The organism is Variovorax sp. M-6, from assembly GCF_052114385.1.
Lineage (GTDB): Bacteria > Pseudomonadota > Gammaproteobacteria > Burkholderiales > Burkholderiaceae_C > Variovorax.
This window is the reverse complement of record NZ_JBFREQ010000009.1, coordinates 9,217-24,037: the sequence shown is the minus strand read 5'-3', so window position 1 is coordinate 24,037 and position 14,821 is coordinate 9,217. Positions and strand designations below refer to the sequence as shown.

The 14,821-nt window shown below is 68.1% G+C and carries 7 protein-coding genes; 1 reads left to right on the top strand and 6 read right to left on the bottom strand.

Annotated elements, in window-relative coordinates; all coding sequences use genetic code 11:
- The first annotated feature begins 186 nt into the window (after positions 1 to 186).
- A complete protein-coding gene (locus AB4Z46_RS12330; RefSeq protein ID WP_442283781.1) occupies positions 187 to 462 on the top strand; it encodes a hypothetical protein in 276 nt (91 codons plus the stop codon).
- A gap of 55 nt (positions 463 to 517) precedes the next feature.
- Here the strand turns inward: AB4Z46_RS12330 and AB4Z46_RS12325 are convergent, their stop codons facing one another.
- The 6 genes from AB4Z46_RS12325 to AB4Z46_RS12300 form a co-directional block, all read right to left on the bottom strand.
- Positions 518 to 1,999, bottom strand: coding sequence for an alpha-amylase family glycosyl hydrolase (locus tag AB4Z46_RS12325; RefSeq protein WP_442283780.1), 1,482 nt, complete (start codon positions 1,997 to 1,999; stop codon positions 518 to 520).
- 32 nt (positions 2,000 to 2,031) lie between these two features.
- Entirely contained in the window at positions 2,032 to 4,821 is a 2,790-nt protein-coding gene (locus AB4Z46_RS12320; protein ID WP_442283779.1) for an MGH1-like glycoside hydrolase domain-containing protein, read from the bottom strand.
- A 162-nt stretch (positions 4,822 to 4,983) separates the two neighbouring features.
- Entirely contained in the window at positions 4,984 to 10,035 is a 5,052-nt protein-coding gene (locus AB4Z46_RS12315; protein ID WP_442283778.1) for a malto-oligosyltrehalose synthase, read from the bottom strand.
- Entirely contained in the window at positions 10,028 to 11,893 is a 1,866-nt protein-coding gene (gene treZ, locus AB4Z46_RS12310) for a malto-oligosyltrehalose trehalohydrolase (RefSeq protein ID WP_442283777.1), read from the bottom strand. Before treZ ends, AB4Z46_RS12315 begins: the two co-directional genes overlap by 8 nt.
- Entirely contained in the window at positions 11,890 to 14,025 is a 2,136-nt protein-coding gene (gene glgX / locus AB4Z46_RS12305) for a glycogen debranching protein GlgX (protein ID WP_442283776.1), read from the bottom strand. Before glgX ends, treZ begins: the two co-directional genes overlap by 4 nt.
- Positions 14,022 to 14,804, bottom strand: coding sequence for a mechanosensitive ion channel family protein (locus AB4Z46_RS12300; protein WP_442283775.1), 783 nt, complete (start codon positions 14,802 to 14,804; stop codon positions 14,022 to 14,024). The genes glgX and AB4Z46_RS12300 overlap by 4 nt, the downstream gene beginning before the upstream one ends.
- Positions 14,805 to 14,821: the final 17 nt, after the last annotated feature.

Genomic DNA, 14,821 nt, shown 5'->3' with positions numbered 1-14,821 from the left:
TCGCAAGTCCAGGCGTCGGGCAACGGCTTCTCGTTGAGCGCAAGCTGGAAATCTCGCAGATCAATGCCCGCACTTGCCGCAGAGGTTCCATTGGACCTTCGAGGCGCAGGCGCAGATCATGTGGAGGCATGCGCAGGCACGCCAAGCGCCCGCTTCGCATGCCTGCTGAGAGCGGAGGCAATAGAAATGACCGAGGCAATCTACTGTTTCGACACGGCCACGGTGCGGTTCGCGATCTATCCGGAAGGCCCTGAAGGCGTCAGGGTCGTCGCCGCGATCTCGGAAGATCCGCTGCGCGACCTTTTCGGCGCTACCGGCGGGGGCGACACCCTGGTGGCAGCCTACAAGACACACGCGGCGGCCATCGACGCCCGCGCCCTCGAGCGCTACCGAGAGGCCCCCCGGCATCCCGTGCTGCTGGAAACCCGAGATTTCGAAGTGACCGACGCGCATGCCGAGTGAGTGAACGACGGTTCGTCTGCACTCTGGAGTGTGGCCGCAGGCGGCAGATCTCGCGTCAGGCAAGCCACTGCACGTCGAAGACGTGACGGCCCCACGGCGGCAGGTCCAGGAACAAGCCCCGTGACAGCAGGTCGTCACCCGGACGGTCGTACACAGCCGGCCCGAGCAGATCGCGAAGCCGCAGAAGGCGCCCCGCCATCTGCGGGAAAGGCAGACACACGAAGCACTGGGACGGCTGCGGCGAGTAGTTCACGGCCGCCAGGACCCGCTCGCCTGCGGCTCCCTCCCAATCGAAGGCAATGAAGTTGTCCGAGCTGTTGTTGCCGGCCCAGGCCGGGACGCAGTCCCGCAGGGACCAACGGCCGTCGCGCAGCGCCGGCAGGCCAAGCACTTCGAGCAGCCGGCCATAGAACTGCTCGAGATCGCCGTCCACGGCTTCATCCGGCCCGCGAATCAGGTGCGGAGAGATTCGTGTGCGCCGGCCTTCGAACTGCCCTTGATGAAAGAAGCGCAGGCCCGGCGAAAGAAAGGTCAGCACGGCCGCGGCGGGGTGAACCTCGGGCGCAAAGGCAGCAGCCGCACGAGGTTCGTCGTGGTTCTCCAGAAAGCGCGCGAGCCTGTCCTGGTAGCCCATGTCCGCACACAGGTGTTCGCGCACAGGGCGGGCGCGCCGCTCGTGCAGGCGGTCGTACAGGCGCTTGTCGTAGGCGTAGTCGAAGCCCTGCTGCTGCAATGCCCATTCCATGTCCCAGTAGACCTCCGCCATGAACAGGAAGCCGGGATGTGCGCCTCGCACCGTCTCGATCGCCTTCGGCCAGAAAGGTTCGGCCCGGATGCTCCAGGTACGCTCGAACACCTCGGGCAGGACCAGCATGGCCATGTCGCAGCGCACGCCGTCGCACTGGCCGGCGATGCGCTCGAGTTCGCCGATCATCGACGCCTGCAGACCGGCACTACCGTAGTCGAGCTGCAGCGTGTCGGGCCAGCCATCGAAGTACGGGTCCCGTCCGTGGGCGAGCAACAGTGGTCCGTTGTTCGTCTTCACGCGGCAATGGTTCTGGGGCGCTCGCGCCAGGTCGTCTTCGCTGGCATGCACGAAGTAGTCCGGATGCGAGTCCGTCCACGGATGATCGAGGGCCATGTGGTTCGGCACGAAGTCGAGCATCAGGCGCAGGCCTCGCTGGCGCATTCGCGCGCGCAGGCGCGCCAGTGCCTCGTCGCCGCCCAGGGCGCGGTGCACGCGGTAGTCCTTGATCGCAAATCCCGAACCGGCAATGTCATCGTCGCGCAGGTCGGGCAGCGTTTGCTCGAACTCGCGCCGCCACGAAGGATTGCTGCGCGAGATGCGCTGCGCAGCTTCCCCCGTCTGCCAGACACTCAGCAGCCAGAGCCAGTCGAATCCCATCCTGGACAGGCGGTCCAGTTCGGCGTCGGCAATGTCGTCTAGCGTGGCCGCGCGACCGAGCGACTGCGACAGTCCCGTCAGGCTGACACGGGCATTGATCTGGTAGAGCGCTGGATAGCGAGGTCCCTGCATGGTCTTCCTCCGGGCGAGCGCCTCGCATGGATTCACGCGCGATTCGTGGGTGTCGTCTTCGGTTCGGCGCCCTTGGCCCTGCCGTGCAAGGCGCGTGCTGCCGCCGCCTCGGCCCCCGGCATGAGCAGAAGTTCCTTCGTCAGAACTGCATTGATCTGGATGATGCGCGCCACGCAGCCGGTCCAGCCGGTCTGGTGGCTGGCGCCGATTCCGGCGCCGGTGTCGCCGTGGAAGTACTCGTGGAACTGCACCAGCTCGCGCCAATGGGGGTCGTCGCGGAACCTCGGATCCGCTCCGTAGGCGGGCCGACCGCCGTCGCCGCCGCGCAGGAAGATGCGGCTCAGGCGCTCGCCCAGCTCCTTCGCCACTTCGAGCAGCGTCTTCATCTGCCCCGAGCCGGTCGGGCACTCGACCTTGAAGTCCTCGCCGAAATACGCGTAGAGGCGCAACAGCGAGGTGTAGAGCAGGAAATTGATTGGCATCCAGACCGGCCCGCGCCAGTTGGAGTTGCCACCGAACATGCCCGAGTCGGAGTCGCCCGGCACGTACGCCACGCGATATTCCTGCCCCGCGTGTTGGAAGACGTAAGGGTGCTCCAGGTGGCTGCGCGACAGCGCGCGAAGACCGTGCGGGCTGAAGAATTCGCTCTCGTCGAGCATGCGCGCGAGGATGCGACGCAGCTTCTTCTCGTTGACGATGGCCAGCATCCTGCGGTTCGCCACGCCTGGCTCCTGGGGCAGATGCATGTTGGCCGCCAGTTCGGGGTGGCGCGCCAGGAACTGCCGCGCCCGCTCGCTGAATTTCGGCAGTTTCGCGAGGATGTCCTCTTCGAACACGGCCACCGCGGCCAGCGGCAGCAGGCCGACGATCGACCGTACCTTCAGCCGCGTGGCACTGCCGTCCGGAAGCCGCAGCACGTCGTAGAAGAAGCCGTCCTCCTCGTCCCACATCTCGTCTTGCCGCTCGCCGACGCGGTCCATCGCGCCGGCAATGAACAGCGTGTGCTGGAAGAACTTCTCGACGAACTCCTCGTACAAGGGCTCCTGCAACGCCAATTCGACCGCAATGCGCAGCATCTGCTGGCTGAAGAACACCATCCACGCCGTGCCGTCGGCCTGGTCCAGGTAGCCGCCCGTGGGCAGCGGCGACGATCGGTCGAACACGCCGATGTTGTCGAGCCCGAGAAAGCCGCCCTCGAAGACATTGGCACCGGTGCGGTCCTTGCGGTTGACCCACCAGGTGAAGTTGACCAGCAGCTTGGAGAACGCGTACTTGAGGAACTCGATGTCGCCGATGCCGCCTCGGCGCTCCTTGTCGATCAGGTAAAGCTGCATCGTCGCCCAGGCGTGCACCGGTGGATTGACGTCGCCGAAGTTCCATTCGTAGGCCGGGAGCTGGCCGTTCGGATGCAGATAGTCGTTGCGCAGCATCAGGTCGAGCTGCTGCTTGGCGAAGTCGGGGTCGACCATGCCTAGCGGGATCATGTGGAAGGCCAGGTCCCACGCGGCGTACCAGGGGTACTCCCATTTGTCGGGCATCGAGATGATGTCGTCGTTGAACATGTGCGCCCACTCGGTGTTGCGCACCCGCCGGCGCTCCGACTGCGGCAGCTGGCTGCCCGCGCCATGCTCGTCGAGCCAGAGGTCGAGGTCGTAGTAGAAGTACTGCTTGGTCCACAACATGCCGGCCAGCGCCTGGCGCATCACGCTCGCGCGGTCCGGGTCGTCGCGAACGGCGGGCGGCGTCACCGCCGCATAGAACGCGTCGGCCTCCTTCAGCCGGGCCGCGAAGACGGCATCGAAGTCCTCGAAGGGCTGCGCCGATGCTCCGGGCGCGCTGGCCGCCAGTCGCAGCCGGATCTGCCGCGACTGCCCGGAGCCGATGTCGAGCCGGTAGTGGGCCGCCACCTTGGTTCCCTGCTGCTGCGGATTGACCGTGTCGGTGTTGCCGTGGACGATGAATTCGTGGATGCCGTCCTTGACGTAGGCGGAGGCGTTGTGGCCACCGAACAACCGGGCGTTGTTGGTCTCGTTCTCGGTGAAGAGCAGCGGCACGTCGGCGTCGCAATGGAGTTCGTAGTCGCCCAGCGATTCGAGGAACAGCGGGTCGGTATGGCGGGCGCGGACGGTTGCGGGTCCGGCGGTTCCGACGCGTTCGAGGATCGGCTTCGAGCCGCCGCCCGGCTGCGACCAGGTGTTCCGGAACCACAGCGTCGGCAGCAGGTCCAGCGACGCAGTCTCCGGGCCGCGGTTGAAGACGGTCATGCGCACCAGGATGTCGTCGGGTGCGGCCTTCGCGTATTCGACGAAGACGTCGAAATAGCGGTTGTCGTCGAACACGCCGGTGTCCTGCAGCTCGTACTCGGCCTCGTGCTTGCCACGGCCGCGGTTGGTCGCGACGAGTTCCTCGTACGGGTAGGCCGCCTGCGGATACTTGTACAGGTACTTCATGTACGAGTGCGTCGGCGTCGAGTCGAGGTAGAAGTAGTACTCCTTGACATCCTCGCCATGATTGCCTTCGCTGTTGGCGAGGCCGAATGCGCGCTCCTTCAGGATCGGGTCGCGCCCGTTCCACAGCGCCAGCGCGAAGCACAGCACCTGATGGTCGTCGCTGATGCCGCCGAGCCCGTCTTCACCCCAGCGGTAGGCGCGCGAGCGGGCCTGGTCGTGGGTGAAGTAGTTCCAGGCATCGCCGTTGTCGCTGTAGTCCTCGCGCACGGTTCCCCATTGCCGCTCGCTGAGGTACGGCCCCCATTTCTTCCAGGCCGCGCGGTTCGGGTGCGCCTCGTCGAGCCTGTGTTGCTCCGCTGCTTCGGTGCCCATGAGAGGTTCTCCTTCAGGTCGCTGACTCAGCCTCCCAGTGTGTCCTCGTCGAATTGCATTGGCAAGAACTCACTCCGGCTTGAAGGCGTCTGGGCCTATTCGGGCGCCAACACCGAAATGGGTCTTTTGCGGCATCGGTCGCGCCATGTGATGGGTTTTCTCCTACGCCGTCGCGTCAAGAATCAGCGCGGCGCCGGGAAAGGCGCGCAAGACCGCTGCGACCTCGATCTGTCCGCCGAACGGGGGGTGGCGCTCAGCTGTCAAGTGGTTCTCCATTGGCGCAGCGCCAAGCCCGGACGGCAGCATCACACGGGTGTCGCTCCAGACGGCTGGACCCAACGGCATCAATTGCCCGTGCACCGCGTGGTCGAGCAGCGCGAACAGCCGCACCACGATCATCACCAGAACTTTGCCTTCGTGTCGACGCATGAAGGCGATGACGTGCTGTGCGCGCTCGCCTTGCACCTTGAGCGGCTCGTAGCTTCCATCGCGAAACAGCGCCGGCCAGCGCTTGCGCAGTGCGAGCAGACGCCAGATCAGCCACAGTTTGGCGCGACCGTCGGAGGGCGCGGCTGCGAGCTCCTGCACCATCGCTCCGAGTTGCGGGGCCGATCCGAGCGCCTCCAGCATCCGCGCGCGCTCGTCGTAGTCCACGGGTCGCCGATTGTCCGGATCGACGAGGCTGAGGTCGATCAGCTCGCAGCCCTGGTACAGATCCGGCACGCCGGGTGAGCTGTACTTGAGGAGGGTGAGGCTGATGCCGTTGAGCGCGCCGTAGCGGTTCAGCACGCCTGCGACGCTGCGCAGTTCGGTCAGGAAGTCGTTGCCCTTGCGCGGCCTCAGCACGCCGCGCACGAAGCCTTCCAGCGCCGCCTCGTAGCCGGGGTCGGGGCGGGTCCAGCTGGTGCCGGTCTTGCCCTCCCGGGCAGCCTTGCGCATGTAGCGCACGATGCGCTCCGCATACGCTTCCTGCTCGGGCGCATCGAGCGCCGGCACCGGCATCGTGCCGAGCAGCGTCTGGTAGAGCAGGTACTCGTGCCTGGCAGACACCGACCCGCGCAGCGGCGCGTTGAAGCGTGCCCAGCGCCGCAGCGCGAGGCGCCACAGCCCGGGCAGCTCGGACAGCACGTCGATGCGCAGCCGCACGTCTTCGGCACGCTTGTTGTCGTGGGTCGAGGTCGCAAGCATGGTCTGCGGCCAGCGCCTCTGGCGGTCGCTGCTGGCCGCGTGGAATTCCGCCACCGAGATGCCGGGCCGGTCCGGCTCGCCGCCCACCTCGTTGGCCGAGCTGAGCGGAAAGTAGCGATAGAAGGCCGTGTCCTCGACGCCCTTGGCGGCCACCGGCGCGCTGAACTGCTGGAAGCGACGGGCCAGGCGAAGCGCCCGGCGCCGGGCTGCGCGGCCGTGGCCAGGCGCCCGGCCCAGCAGGGCTTCGCGCACGAAATCGAACACCGAGGGATCGGGCAGCGCGAGGCGCTCTCGCGCTGCGGCGATCGCCTGGTCGACGAAGCGCAGGTCCTGATCGGCCACGTCTTCCGCGTTGTAGGTGCGGTAGACCGTCAGGCTGGCCGCCACGGTCGCCAGCACCTCGCGCAGCGTGTTGAGCGAGTGGTCGCGGGTGCTGCGGTGGGCCTTGCCGATCGCCAGCAGCGCGATCGCGAGCACCTCGAGGTCGGCGGCCAGCGTGGCGCTCGCCACCTCGCGCTTCGACGCATAGACGACCTCCTCGAAAGGCGTGACGAGTCCGGTGAAGCCCCGCCAGATCCGCAGCAGGCGCGCGGCGGCGCGCTCGTCCACCAGCACCGCGTTGGCCAGGTTGGCGAAACGGTAGCCGGTGGTGCCGTGCACCGCCCACGAGACCGGTACGTCTTCGTGCGGCGCCGCGATCTTCTCCGCCACGACGTACAGCGGGCGTTCCGGGCGGCCGTCGGCATCGGTCCCGCGCGGCGGCAGACCGGCGCGCGCCACGAAGCCGTCCTGCAGCCGCTCGAAATAGTGCGCCGGGTCCTGCAATCCGTCGGGATGGTCGATACGCAGGCCATCGACCCAGCCGCGCGCGGCCAGGTCGAGCGCCATCGCATGCGTGGCCTCGAACACCGAGCGGCGCTCGGTGCGCAGCGCCACCAGTTCGTTGACGTCGAAGAAGCGCCGGTAGTTGATCTCGTCCGCCGCCACGCGCCAATGGGCGAGGCGGTAGGCCTGCAACTCCAGCAGCCGGTGCAGCGCGTCGCGCTGGCCGCTGCCATTGAGCGTGTCGATCGCCGCGGCGATCTCCTGCGCCACCGCGGGGCAGGCGCCACAGAGCCGCGCGAGCTGGACCTTGAGAAGCTCCTTGTCGCGACCCCGTTCGGCGATCGCCTTCGAGCCGCCATGGTGCATGCCGGGCAAATGGCGCAGCGCGGTGGCGATGCCGGCGAGCGGAGCGCTGGCGTCGCCGGGTCCCAGACGGGTCCATGCACGGTCGAGAATGACGGCCACGCTCTCCGGCGCCAACGGGAAGCGGTGCTCGAAATAGCCGAGGTGAAATTCGCCGCCTTCGGCATTCCACTTCAACTGCAGCTCGCCGCGCTCCAGCACCCGACCGTAGTGATCGCCGAGCACCGGCAGCAGCACCTTGCCCGCCAGGCGCGGCGTCAGGGGCGTCCAGTCGATGTCGAAATGCCGGGCGTAGCGCGAGGCCATGCCGTTCTCGAGAACATCCGACCACCATGGGTTGTCATTGCCAAGCACACCCATGTGATTCGGCACCAGGTCGATCAGCTGGCCCATGCGATGCGCCTTGAGCGTTGTCGCAAACCGCTCGAATGCGGCCAGGCCGCCCAGCTCGGGGTTGATCTCGTCGTGGGCGACGACGTCGTAGCCATGCATGCTACCGGGCCGGGCGCGATGGATCGGAGAGCAGTAGACGTGGCTGATGCCCAGCCGATCGAGGTAGGGCACGATGCGCGCGGCATCGTCGAAGGTGAAGCCGCCGTGCAGTTGCAACCGGTAAGTGGCGCGCGGAACCCGTGTTCGGAACGGCTGGCTTGCGGCGTCGCCGGGACGCTCGCGCGGCCGGTTGCGCGCCATTGCCGCACACAGCCGCTGCATCTGTGGGCGGCCCCAGATTTCGTGAAGTTCGGCGTCGTACTTGCGTTGCCAGTTGGGATGCTGGAAGGTGGTACCAGGGAGGTTGGGCTGCTCCAGCTCGCCGAGCCCATCTTCGAGCTGGACCATCATCACGCTCGAAGGCGCGCCTGCCAGGAAGGCGTGCAAGGCCGCCACCGCTTCGGCGTCCAGTGTTCCGGCCTCGGCCACCGCCACGCTCTCCGGCGTCAGGGCCTGCCGCTGCCGCACCATCTCCAGCAGCCGCGTACGGTCCTGCTTGCGCTCCTGCACCAACTGCTCGCAGGCCGCTGCGTCGGGAATCAGGCCGAGTTCGAAGCGTACCCGCACGTCGTGGGCAGACCACCATCCCGCGAGCGTGGGCAGGTCGTGGGTGCTTACCGCCACCACTGCCTCGCGCGGATAGGCCGCCGGTGCGCGGAAGGAACCATCGGGGTCGCGCTCGAAGTACAGCAACCGGTACGACTGCACGCCGTACCTGCGCATCGCGTCGCGCATCGCATCGGGCACGGTACCGAGGTCCTCGCCGATCACCAGGCAGCGGTGGCGTTGGCTCTCCAGCGCCATGATCGCGAACAGCTCGTCGACCGGATAGCCGACGTAGCTGCCGTCGCGCGGCGTGCCGCCGGCCGGAATCCAGAACAGGCGCATCAGCATCATCACGTGGTCGATGCGGATCGCACCCGCGCCGCGCATGCTGGCGCGCAGAGCCTCGATGAAGGGCGCGTACCGGCCTTCGCGCAGGCGGTCCGGGCGCAGCGGCGGAAGGCCCCAGTCCTGGCCCTGGGTATTGAAAATGTCGGGGGGCGCGCCGATGCGCACGTCGAGCGCGAAGCTCTCGCGATGGCGCCAGGCGTCGGAGCCGCCTCGGTCGACCGAGACCGCAAGGTCCAGGTAGAGCCCGATCGCCATGCCGAGGTCGGTGCAGCGCGCGCACGCGGACCCGAGCTGCCGCTCCGCTTGCCATTGCAGGTACTCGTAGTAGCCGATGCGCTCGCCGTGTGCGGCCGCGAAGCCTGCAACCGCCGTGCCGCCCGGATCACGAAAGGCCTCGGGCCAGGCTGGCCAGCCCCAGATTGCGGGGTCCGCCGCATGCAGGTGCGCTTGCAGCGCTTCGAACAGAGCGTGTTGGTGCAAGGCCTCGCCACCACGCTCTCTGAAGCGGATCAGCGCGTCGGCCTCTGCATCGCCCGGTGCACGCTCGAGGAAGCGCCGGTAGAGCAATTCGAGCAGCTCGTGCTTGACCGCCGAGACGCCGGCATGGTCGATCAAAGGCGCGGCGCGAAGTGCGGCCAGCCGCGACTGGAACGCCGGCGAGCGAACCCGATCCTGTGCTGCGGCCGAGGCCCGGAAATCGGGCACCGCCTCGACATCGATGTAGAGCACGTTGAGCCGGGCCCGCGACGAGGGGCTGTAGGGGCTCTGGTGCCCCGGGTTGTGCGGGAACAGCGCATGGAGCGGGTTCAGCCCGATCAGGTCCGCGCCTTCGCGCGCGGCCTGGACCGCGAAATGGGCGAGGTCGCTGAAGTCGCCGTAGCCCCAGTTGCGTTCCGAGCGCAGCGAATGCAACTGCAGCGTGAAGCCCCAGATCCGCCCGCCGCGCTGCAGCAGCGCCGGCCGGTGGCAGCGCGAGGGCGCGCAGACCAGCAGCGTCTCGCCCGGCAAGCCGGCGATGCTCAGGCGGTGGTAGCCCTCGGGCAAGGCCAGCGCAATCGGCAGGCGGAAGCGCCGGTGCGTTGCGCCGTCGATCTCGGCCTGCGCTTCGGTCTGCAGGGTGGCGCTGTCGACGACCCCTTCATGGAGGCCGCCGCTCTCGTCGGCCAGCCGCCACTTGAATCGAGTGGTCGAGGCCGAAAGCCGCAGCAGCACCGTGAAGTGCGTGCTGCCGGCGGGGACCACCTGCACCGGAGGCAGTGCCTGCAACCAGTTCGCGCGCTCCGCGGCCGCCTCGGCGGCCGACGGACCGCCGGCCGGCAGGTAGCCGGCATCGTGCAGGAGCGCGGCCAGCGCCCCGGGCGCCGCCGCTTGCCAGCGGCCGAAGACGTCTCGGTAGCCGGTCGCGATGCCATGGCGCTCGCAGAGACGGCGCAGCGCCTCGAGTTCATCCATCGTCGCGCTCCTCGAGCGTGGCGCAGACGCCGCCCGGCGCCAGCCGCAGCGCGGCGCCGGGCGGGAGCGCCGCTGCGACCCGGAGCAGATGAATCGTGCGCCCGGGCGGCCAGGCCACCTCGGTTTCCACTGCGCCGAAATTGGCGACCAGGTGCAGCAAGGGTGGCGCAGCGGTGTCTTTCGCGTCGCCGGCGTCGAGCTGCCACACCAGCCGGAGCGCATCGCCCTCACAAGACCACTGGCGGTTGCGGCAACCGACGCCGAAGCGCGGCGCCAGTTCGGTGCGCCGCACCCTCAGCACTTCGCGCGTCTGCGCGAGCGCCTCGGCGTGCGCGGCTTCCGCGCGCTCGCCGGCATCGAGCCGCGACGCCCGGAAAGCGGCCTCGTCGTTCGGATCGGGAATGCGCGAACGCGCGGTCTCGCCGGCAAAGGCGGCGAAGCGTCCGAACTCGGCGCGCCGGCCGGCGGTGACTGCCGCGGCCAGTTCGGGGCCGAAGTCGCAGAAGTACTGAAAGGGCGTCGAGGCCCCGTATTCCTCGCCCATGAACAGCATCGGGGTGTGCGGCGACAGGAGCACGCAGGTGCGCGCGGCCATCAACAGCACCGGGTCGGCCAGCGCGTCGATGCGCTCGCCCACCGCGCGATTGCCGATCTGGTCATGGGTCTGGAGGAAGGAGACGAAGGCGCCTAATGGCAGGTGGGCGCAAGGCTCGCCGCGCGGCTCGCCGCCGCGGAAGACCGAGGGCTGGCCGCTGTAGACGAAACCCTGCGCCAGGGCGAGCCCGAATTGCTCGAGCGGGCGCTGCGCATAGTCGGCGTAGTAGCCGTCGGTCTCCCCCGTGAGCAACACGTGCGCCGCATGGTGCAGGTCGTCGTTCCATTGGGCGGTGGCGACCCGCGGCAGGCCGTCGGCATCGCGCTCGAGCCGGTGCGCCTGGTTCAGGTCGTTCTCGAGCACCACGTGCACATGCCGGTGGCGGCCCGGCCCCTGCTGCAGCGCGGTGCAGATCTCCTCGACGATGGGCGGCATCGAGTCGTCGCTGATCGCATGCACCGCGTCCATTCGCAGGCCGTCGAACCCGTACTCCTCGATCCAGTAGAGCGCGTTGTGGACGAAGAAGTCGCGCACGGTGCGGGCCTGGTCGCCGTCGTAGTTGATGGCGGGCCCCCAGGGTGTGGGGAGCGCTGCGTCGAAGAACTCCGGGCAATAGACATGCAGATAGTTGCCTTCGGGGCCGAAGTGGTTGTAGACGACGTCGAGCAGCACCATCAGGCCGAGGTCGTGCGCGGTCTCGACGAAGCGCTTGAGGTCGGTCGGCGTGCCGTAGCTGCCGTCCGGAGCGAAGGGCAGCACGCCGTCGTAGCCCCAGTTGCGCTGTCCCGGAAAGTCGGCGATCGGCATCAGTTCGACCGCGGTGATGCCGATCTCGGCCAACTCGGCGAGTCGGGCCCGGGCGGCGGCCAGGCTACCCTCGGGCGTGAAGGTGCCGAGGTGAAGCTCGTAGAGCACCGCTTCGTTCCAGGGGAGACCGGTCCAGGTCCCGTCGCGCCATGCGTGGGCCCGCGGGTCGACCACCTCGCTCGGGCCGTGCACATCCTCCGGATTGCGGCGCGAAGCCGGGTCGGGCACCCGCAGGCCGTCGGGCATGCGGTAGCGGTAGCGGTCGCCCGCGCGTGCATCGGGCAGCGTCGCCTCGTGCCAGCCGTCGGCGCTGCGCTGCATCGCGTGGTCCCGCCAGCCGTCGCCGTGTGCGCGCTCGAGCACCACGTTGTCGATCGACGGCGCCCAGAGCCTGAAGCGCACGCCGCCGCGGTCCAGTACCGCGGCGCCGAAGGGCATCGCGTGGGTGCGCTTCATGGTGCGGGCCGGCTGCGGCGCAGCAGCGCCAGCGATCGGCCCTGCAGCGGGTAGCGGGTCTCGGCCAGCAGCAGCGAGAGGGCGCTCTCGCGCGCAGTGTCGACCACGCGGGTCCAGCGGTCGCCGGGGCGGGTCGGCATCGTGAAGGGCAGGGGCTCGTGATAGGCGTTGAGCAGCAGCAGGAAGTCGTCGTCCTTCTGCTGCTCGCCGCGCGGCCCGACATCGGTGATGCCGGTGCCCGAGAACAGCATGCCGAGGCAGCGAACGTGTTCGCCCCCCCAGTCGGGCGGCGTCATCTCCTGGCCGTCGGGCCGCAGCCACACCACGTCCTTGGGCTCGCCGTCGCCGGCGGGTTGGCCGCGGAAGAAGCTGCGCCGACGGAACGACGGATGCAGTCGCCGCACCCGGATCAGCTGGGCCACGAAGTCGCGCAGCGACTCGGTCTCGGGTCGCGGCGTCCAGTCGAGCCAGCTGAGTTCGTTGTCCTGGCAGTAGACGTTGTTGTTGCCTTTCTGCGTATGGCCATGCTCGTCGCCCGCCAGCAGCATCGGCACGCCCTGGGAGAGCAGCAGGGTGGCGAGGAAGTTGCGCTTCTGGCGCTCGCGCAGGGCGTGGATCTCGGGGTCGTCGGTCGGGCCCTCGACGCCGCAGTTCCACGACAGGTTGCTGCTGTTGCCGTCGCGGTTGTCCTCGCCGTTGGCCTCGTTGTGCTTGTCGTTGTAGGAGACCAGGTCGTGCAGCGTGAAGCCGTCGTGGGCAGTGATGAAATTGATGCTCGCGTGCGGCCCCTTGCCGGACCAGCCGTACAGGTCCTGCGAGCCCGCCAGCCGGTTGGCGACATCGCCGACCACGCCGGCGTCGCCTTTCCACCAGCCGCGAATGCCGTCGCGGTAGCGGTCGTTCCACTCGGCCCACCCGGGCGGGAAGTTGCCGACCTGGTAGCCGCCGTGACCCAGGTCCCAGGGCTCGGCGATCAGCTTGACCTGATTGAGCGTCGGGTCCTGGCGGATGGCGTCGAAGAAACCGCCCAGGTTCTCGACCTTGCCGGCTTCGCGCGCCAGCGCCGAGGCCAGATCGAAGCGGAAGCCGTCGACATGCATCTCCTCGGCCCAGTGGCGCAGCGAGTCCATCACCAGTTGCAGCGCGCGCGGGTGCTCGAGGTTGACCGTGTTGCCGCAGCCTGTGAAGTCGTCGTAATAGCGCGGCCGCTCGGCGTTGGCGATGTAGTAGGAGGCGTTGTCGACCCCCCGCATCGACAGCGTCGGCCCGAGGTGATTGCCCTCGCAGGTGTGGTTGTAGACCACGTCGAGGATCACCTCGATGCCGGCGGAATGCAGGGTCTTGACCATGGTCTTGAATTCCTTCACCTTGCCCGAGGCGCTGTAGCGCACCTCGGGCGCGAAGTAGGCCAGGGTGTTGTAGCCCCAGTAGTTCTGCAGTCCTTGCTCGGCCAGGTGGCGGTCGTTCAGGAAGGCGTGCACCGGCAGCAGTTCGAGCGTGGTCACGCCCAGGCGCTGCAGGTAGTCGATCGCCGGCGAACAGCCGAGCGCGGCGTAGGTGCCGCGCAGGTTCTCGGGGATGCCCGGGTGCCGCATCGTGAAGCCGCGCACGTGCAGTTCGTAGATCACCATGTCCTGCCAGGGCACCTCCGGCCGGTGGTCCTCGCCCCAGGTGAAGGCGGTCTCGAGCACCCGGCCCTTCGGCATGAAGGCGGCGCTGTCGCGGCGGTCGAAGGAGAGATCCTGGCGTTTGCTGCCGACCGCGTAGCCGTACAAGGCGTCGCTCCAGCGCAACTCGCCCACCAGATCCTTGGCATAGGGGTCGAGCAGCAGCTTGTTCGGGTTGAAGCGGTGGCCTTCCTCGGGCTTGTAGCGGCCGTGGATGCGCAAGCCATAGGCCAGCCCAGGCCGCGCCTCCGGCAGGTAGCAGTGCCAGACATCGTTGGTGCGCTCGCGCAGCAGGATGCGCTGGCGCTCGTGCCGCCCCTTGTCGTCGAAGATACAGAGTTCGGCGCGTTCGGCGTGCTTCGAGAAGATCGCGAAGTTCACGCCCTGGCCATCCCAGGTGGCACCGAGCGGGTAGGGCTTTCCGGGCCAGACGGCGGACAGCGGCGTGTAGGGGCGCTTCGTCATGGGTGCGGTCGATCGTCCTGGTGGGAGCGCGAAGGCCATACGGTCGCAGGCGGGTTGGCGTTTCGCACGCTGTCGCGCGGAAGTGGATCATGCGCCGTCGGACGCACCGTCGAACCGTTCCTGGGCCACCATTCCTGTATCCGGTCGGCCGCCCAGTCCTTGCCCGCGAGCCCGAAGGCCAGCGCCAGCGCGAGGACCACGCCACCGAGGACGATCAGGAAACTCTGGCGCACGATGTCGCCGCCGATCTTGACCTGGTCGAGGGCGATCAGCACGACGAACAGCAGAATCGCGTATTGCGCGATCTTGCTCAGCAGCAGGGCATCCTGGATGCCGGCGTTGCGGCCGTAGGTTCGTACGGCCTCGCTGACGAAATTGGCGAAGTAGGCGCCGAAGGCCAGCACGAGCAGCGCGACGAAGACATTCGGCACGAACCACATGATCCGGCCGAGCAGATCGGTCACGTGGCTCAGGCCGAGGCCGTTGAAAGCCACGACCAGCGAGGCCAGGATCACCATCCAGTAGGCCAGCGCGCCGAAAATCACGGTCGAGTCCGACACCATTCCCCCCTGGCGCAGGAAGTTGTCGATGCCGGCGCGCTCGCTCAGCACATGGAAGTTGATCGCGTGCAGGCCGCGGATCACCGCGAAGCGCGCCACCTTGGCGATCAACCAGCCGGCGAGGACCACCAGCGTCGCGAACACCAGCCGCGGCACGTAGGCGCCGATCTGGAACAGGAAGGCGCGCATGGGCTCGAGGTAGAAGGTCAAGGTGTCCATGAGACTCTCCGGAGAAA

Excerpts from the sequence above, each read along its gene's own strand:
- AB4Z46_RS12330 (WP_442283781.1), top strand. The coding sequence starts at position 187 with ATGACCGAGGCAATCTACTGTTTCGACACGGCCACGGTGCGGTTCGCG.
- AB4Z46_RS12325 (WP_442283780.1), bottom strand. The coding sequence starts at position 1,999 with ATGCAGGGACCTCGCTATCCAGCGCTCTACCAGATCAATGCCCGTGTC.
- AB4Z46_RS12320 (WP_442283779.1), bottom strand. The coding sequence starts at position 4,821 with ATGGGCACCGAAGCAGCGGAGCAACACAGGCTCGACGAGGCGCACCCG.
- AB4Z46_RS12315 (WP_442283778.1), bottom strand. The coding sequence starts at position 10,035 with ATGGATGAACTCGAGGCGCTGCGCCGTCTCTGCGAGCGCCATGGCATC.
- treZ (WP_442283777.1), bottom strand. The coding sequence starts at position 11,893 with ATGAAGCGCACCCACGCGATGCCCTTCGGCGCCGCGGTACTGGACCGC.
- glgX (WP_442283776.1), bottom strand. The coding sequence starts at position 14,025 with ATGACGAAGCGCCCCTACACGCCGCTGTCCGCCGTCTGGCCCGGAAAG.
- AB4Z46_RS12300 (WP_442283775.1), bottom strand. The coding sequence starts at position 14,804 with ATGGACACCTTGACCTTCTACCTCGAGCCCATGCGCGCCTTCCTGTTC.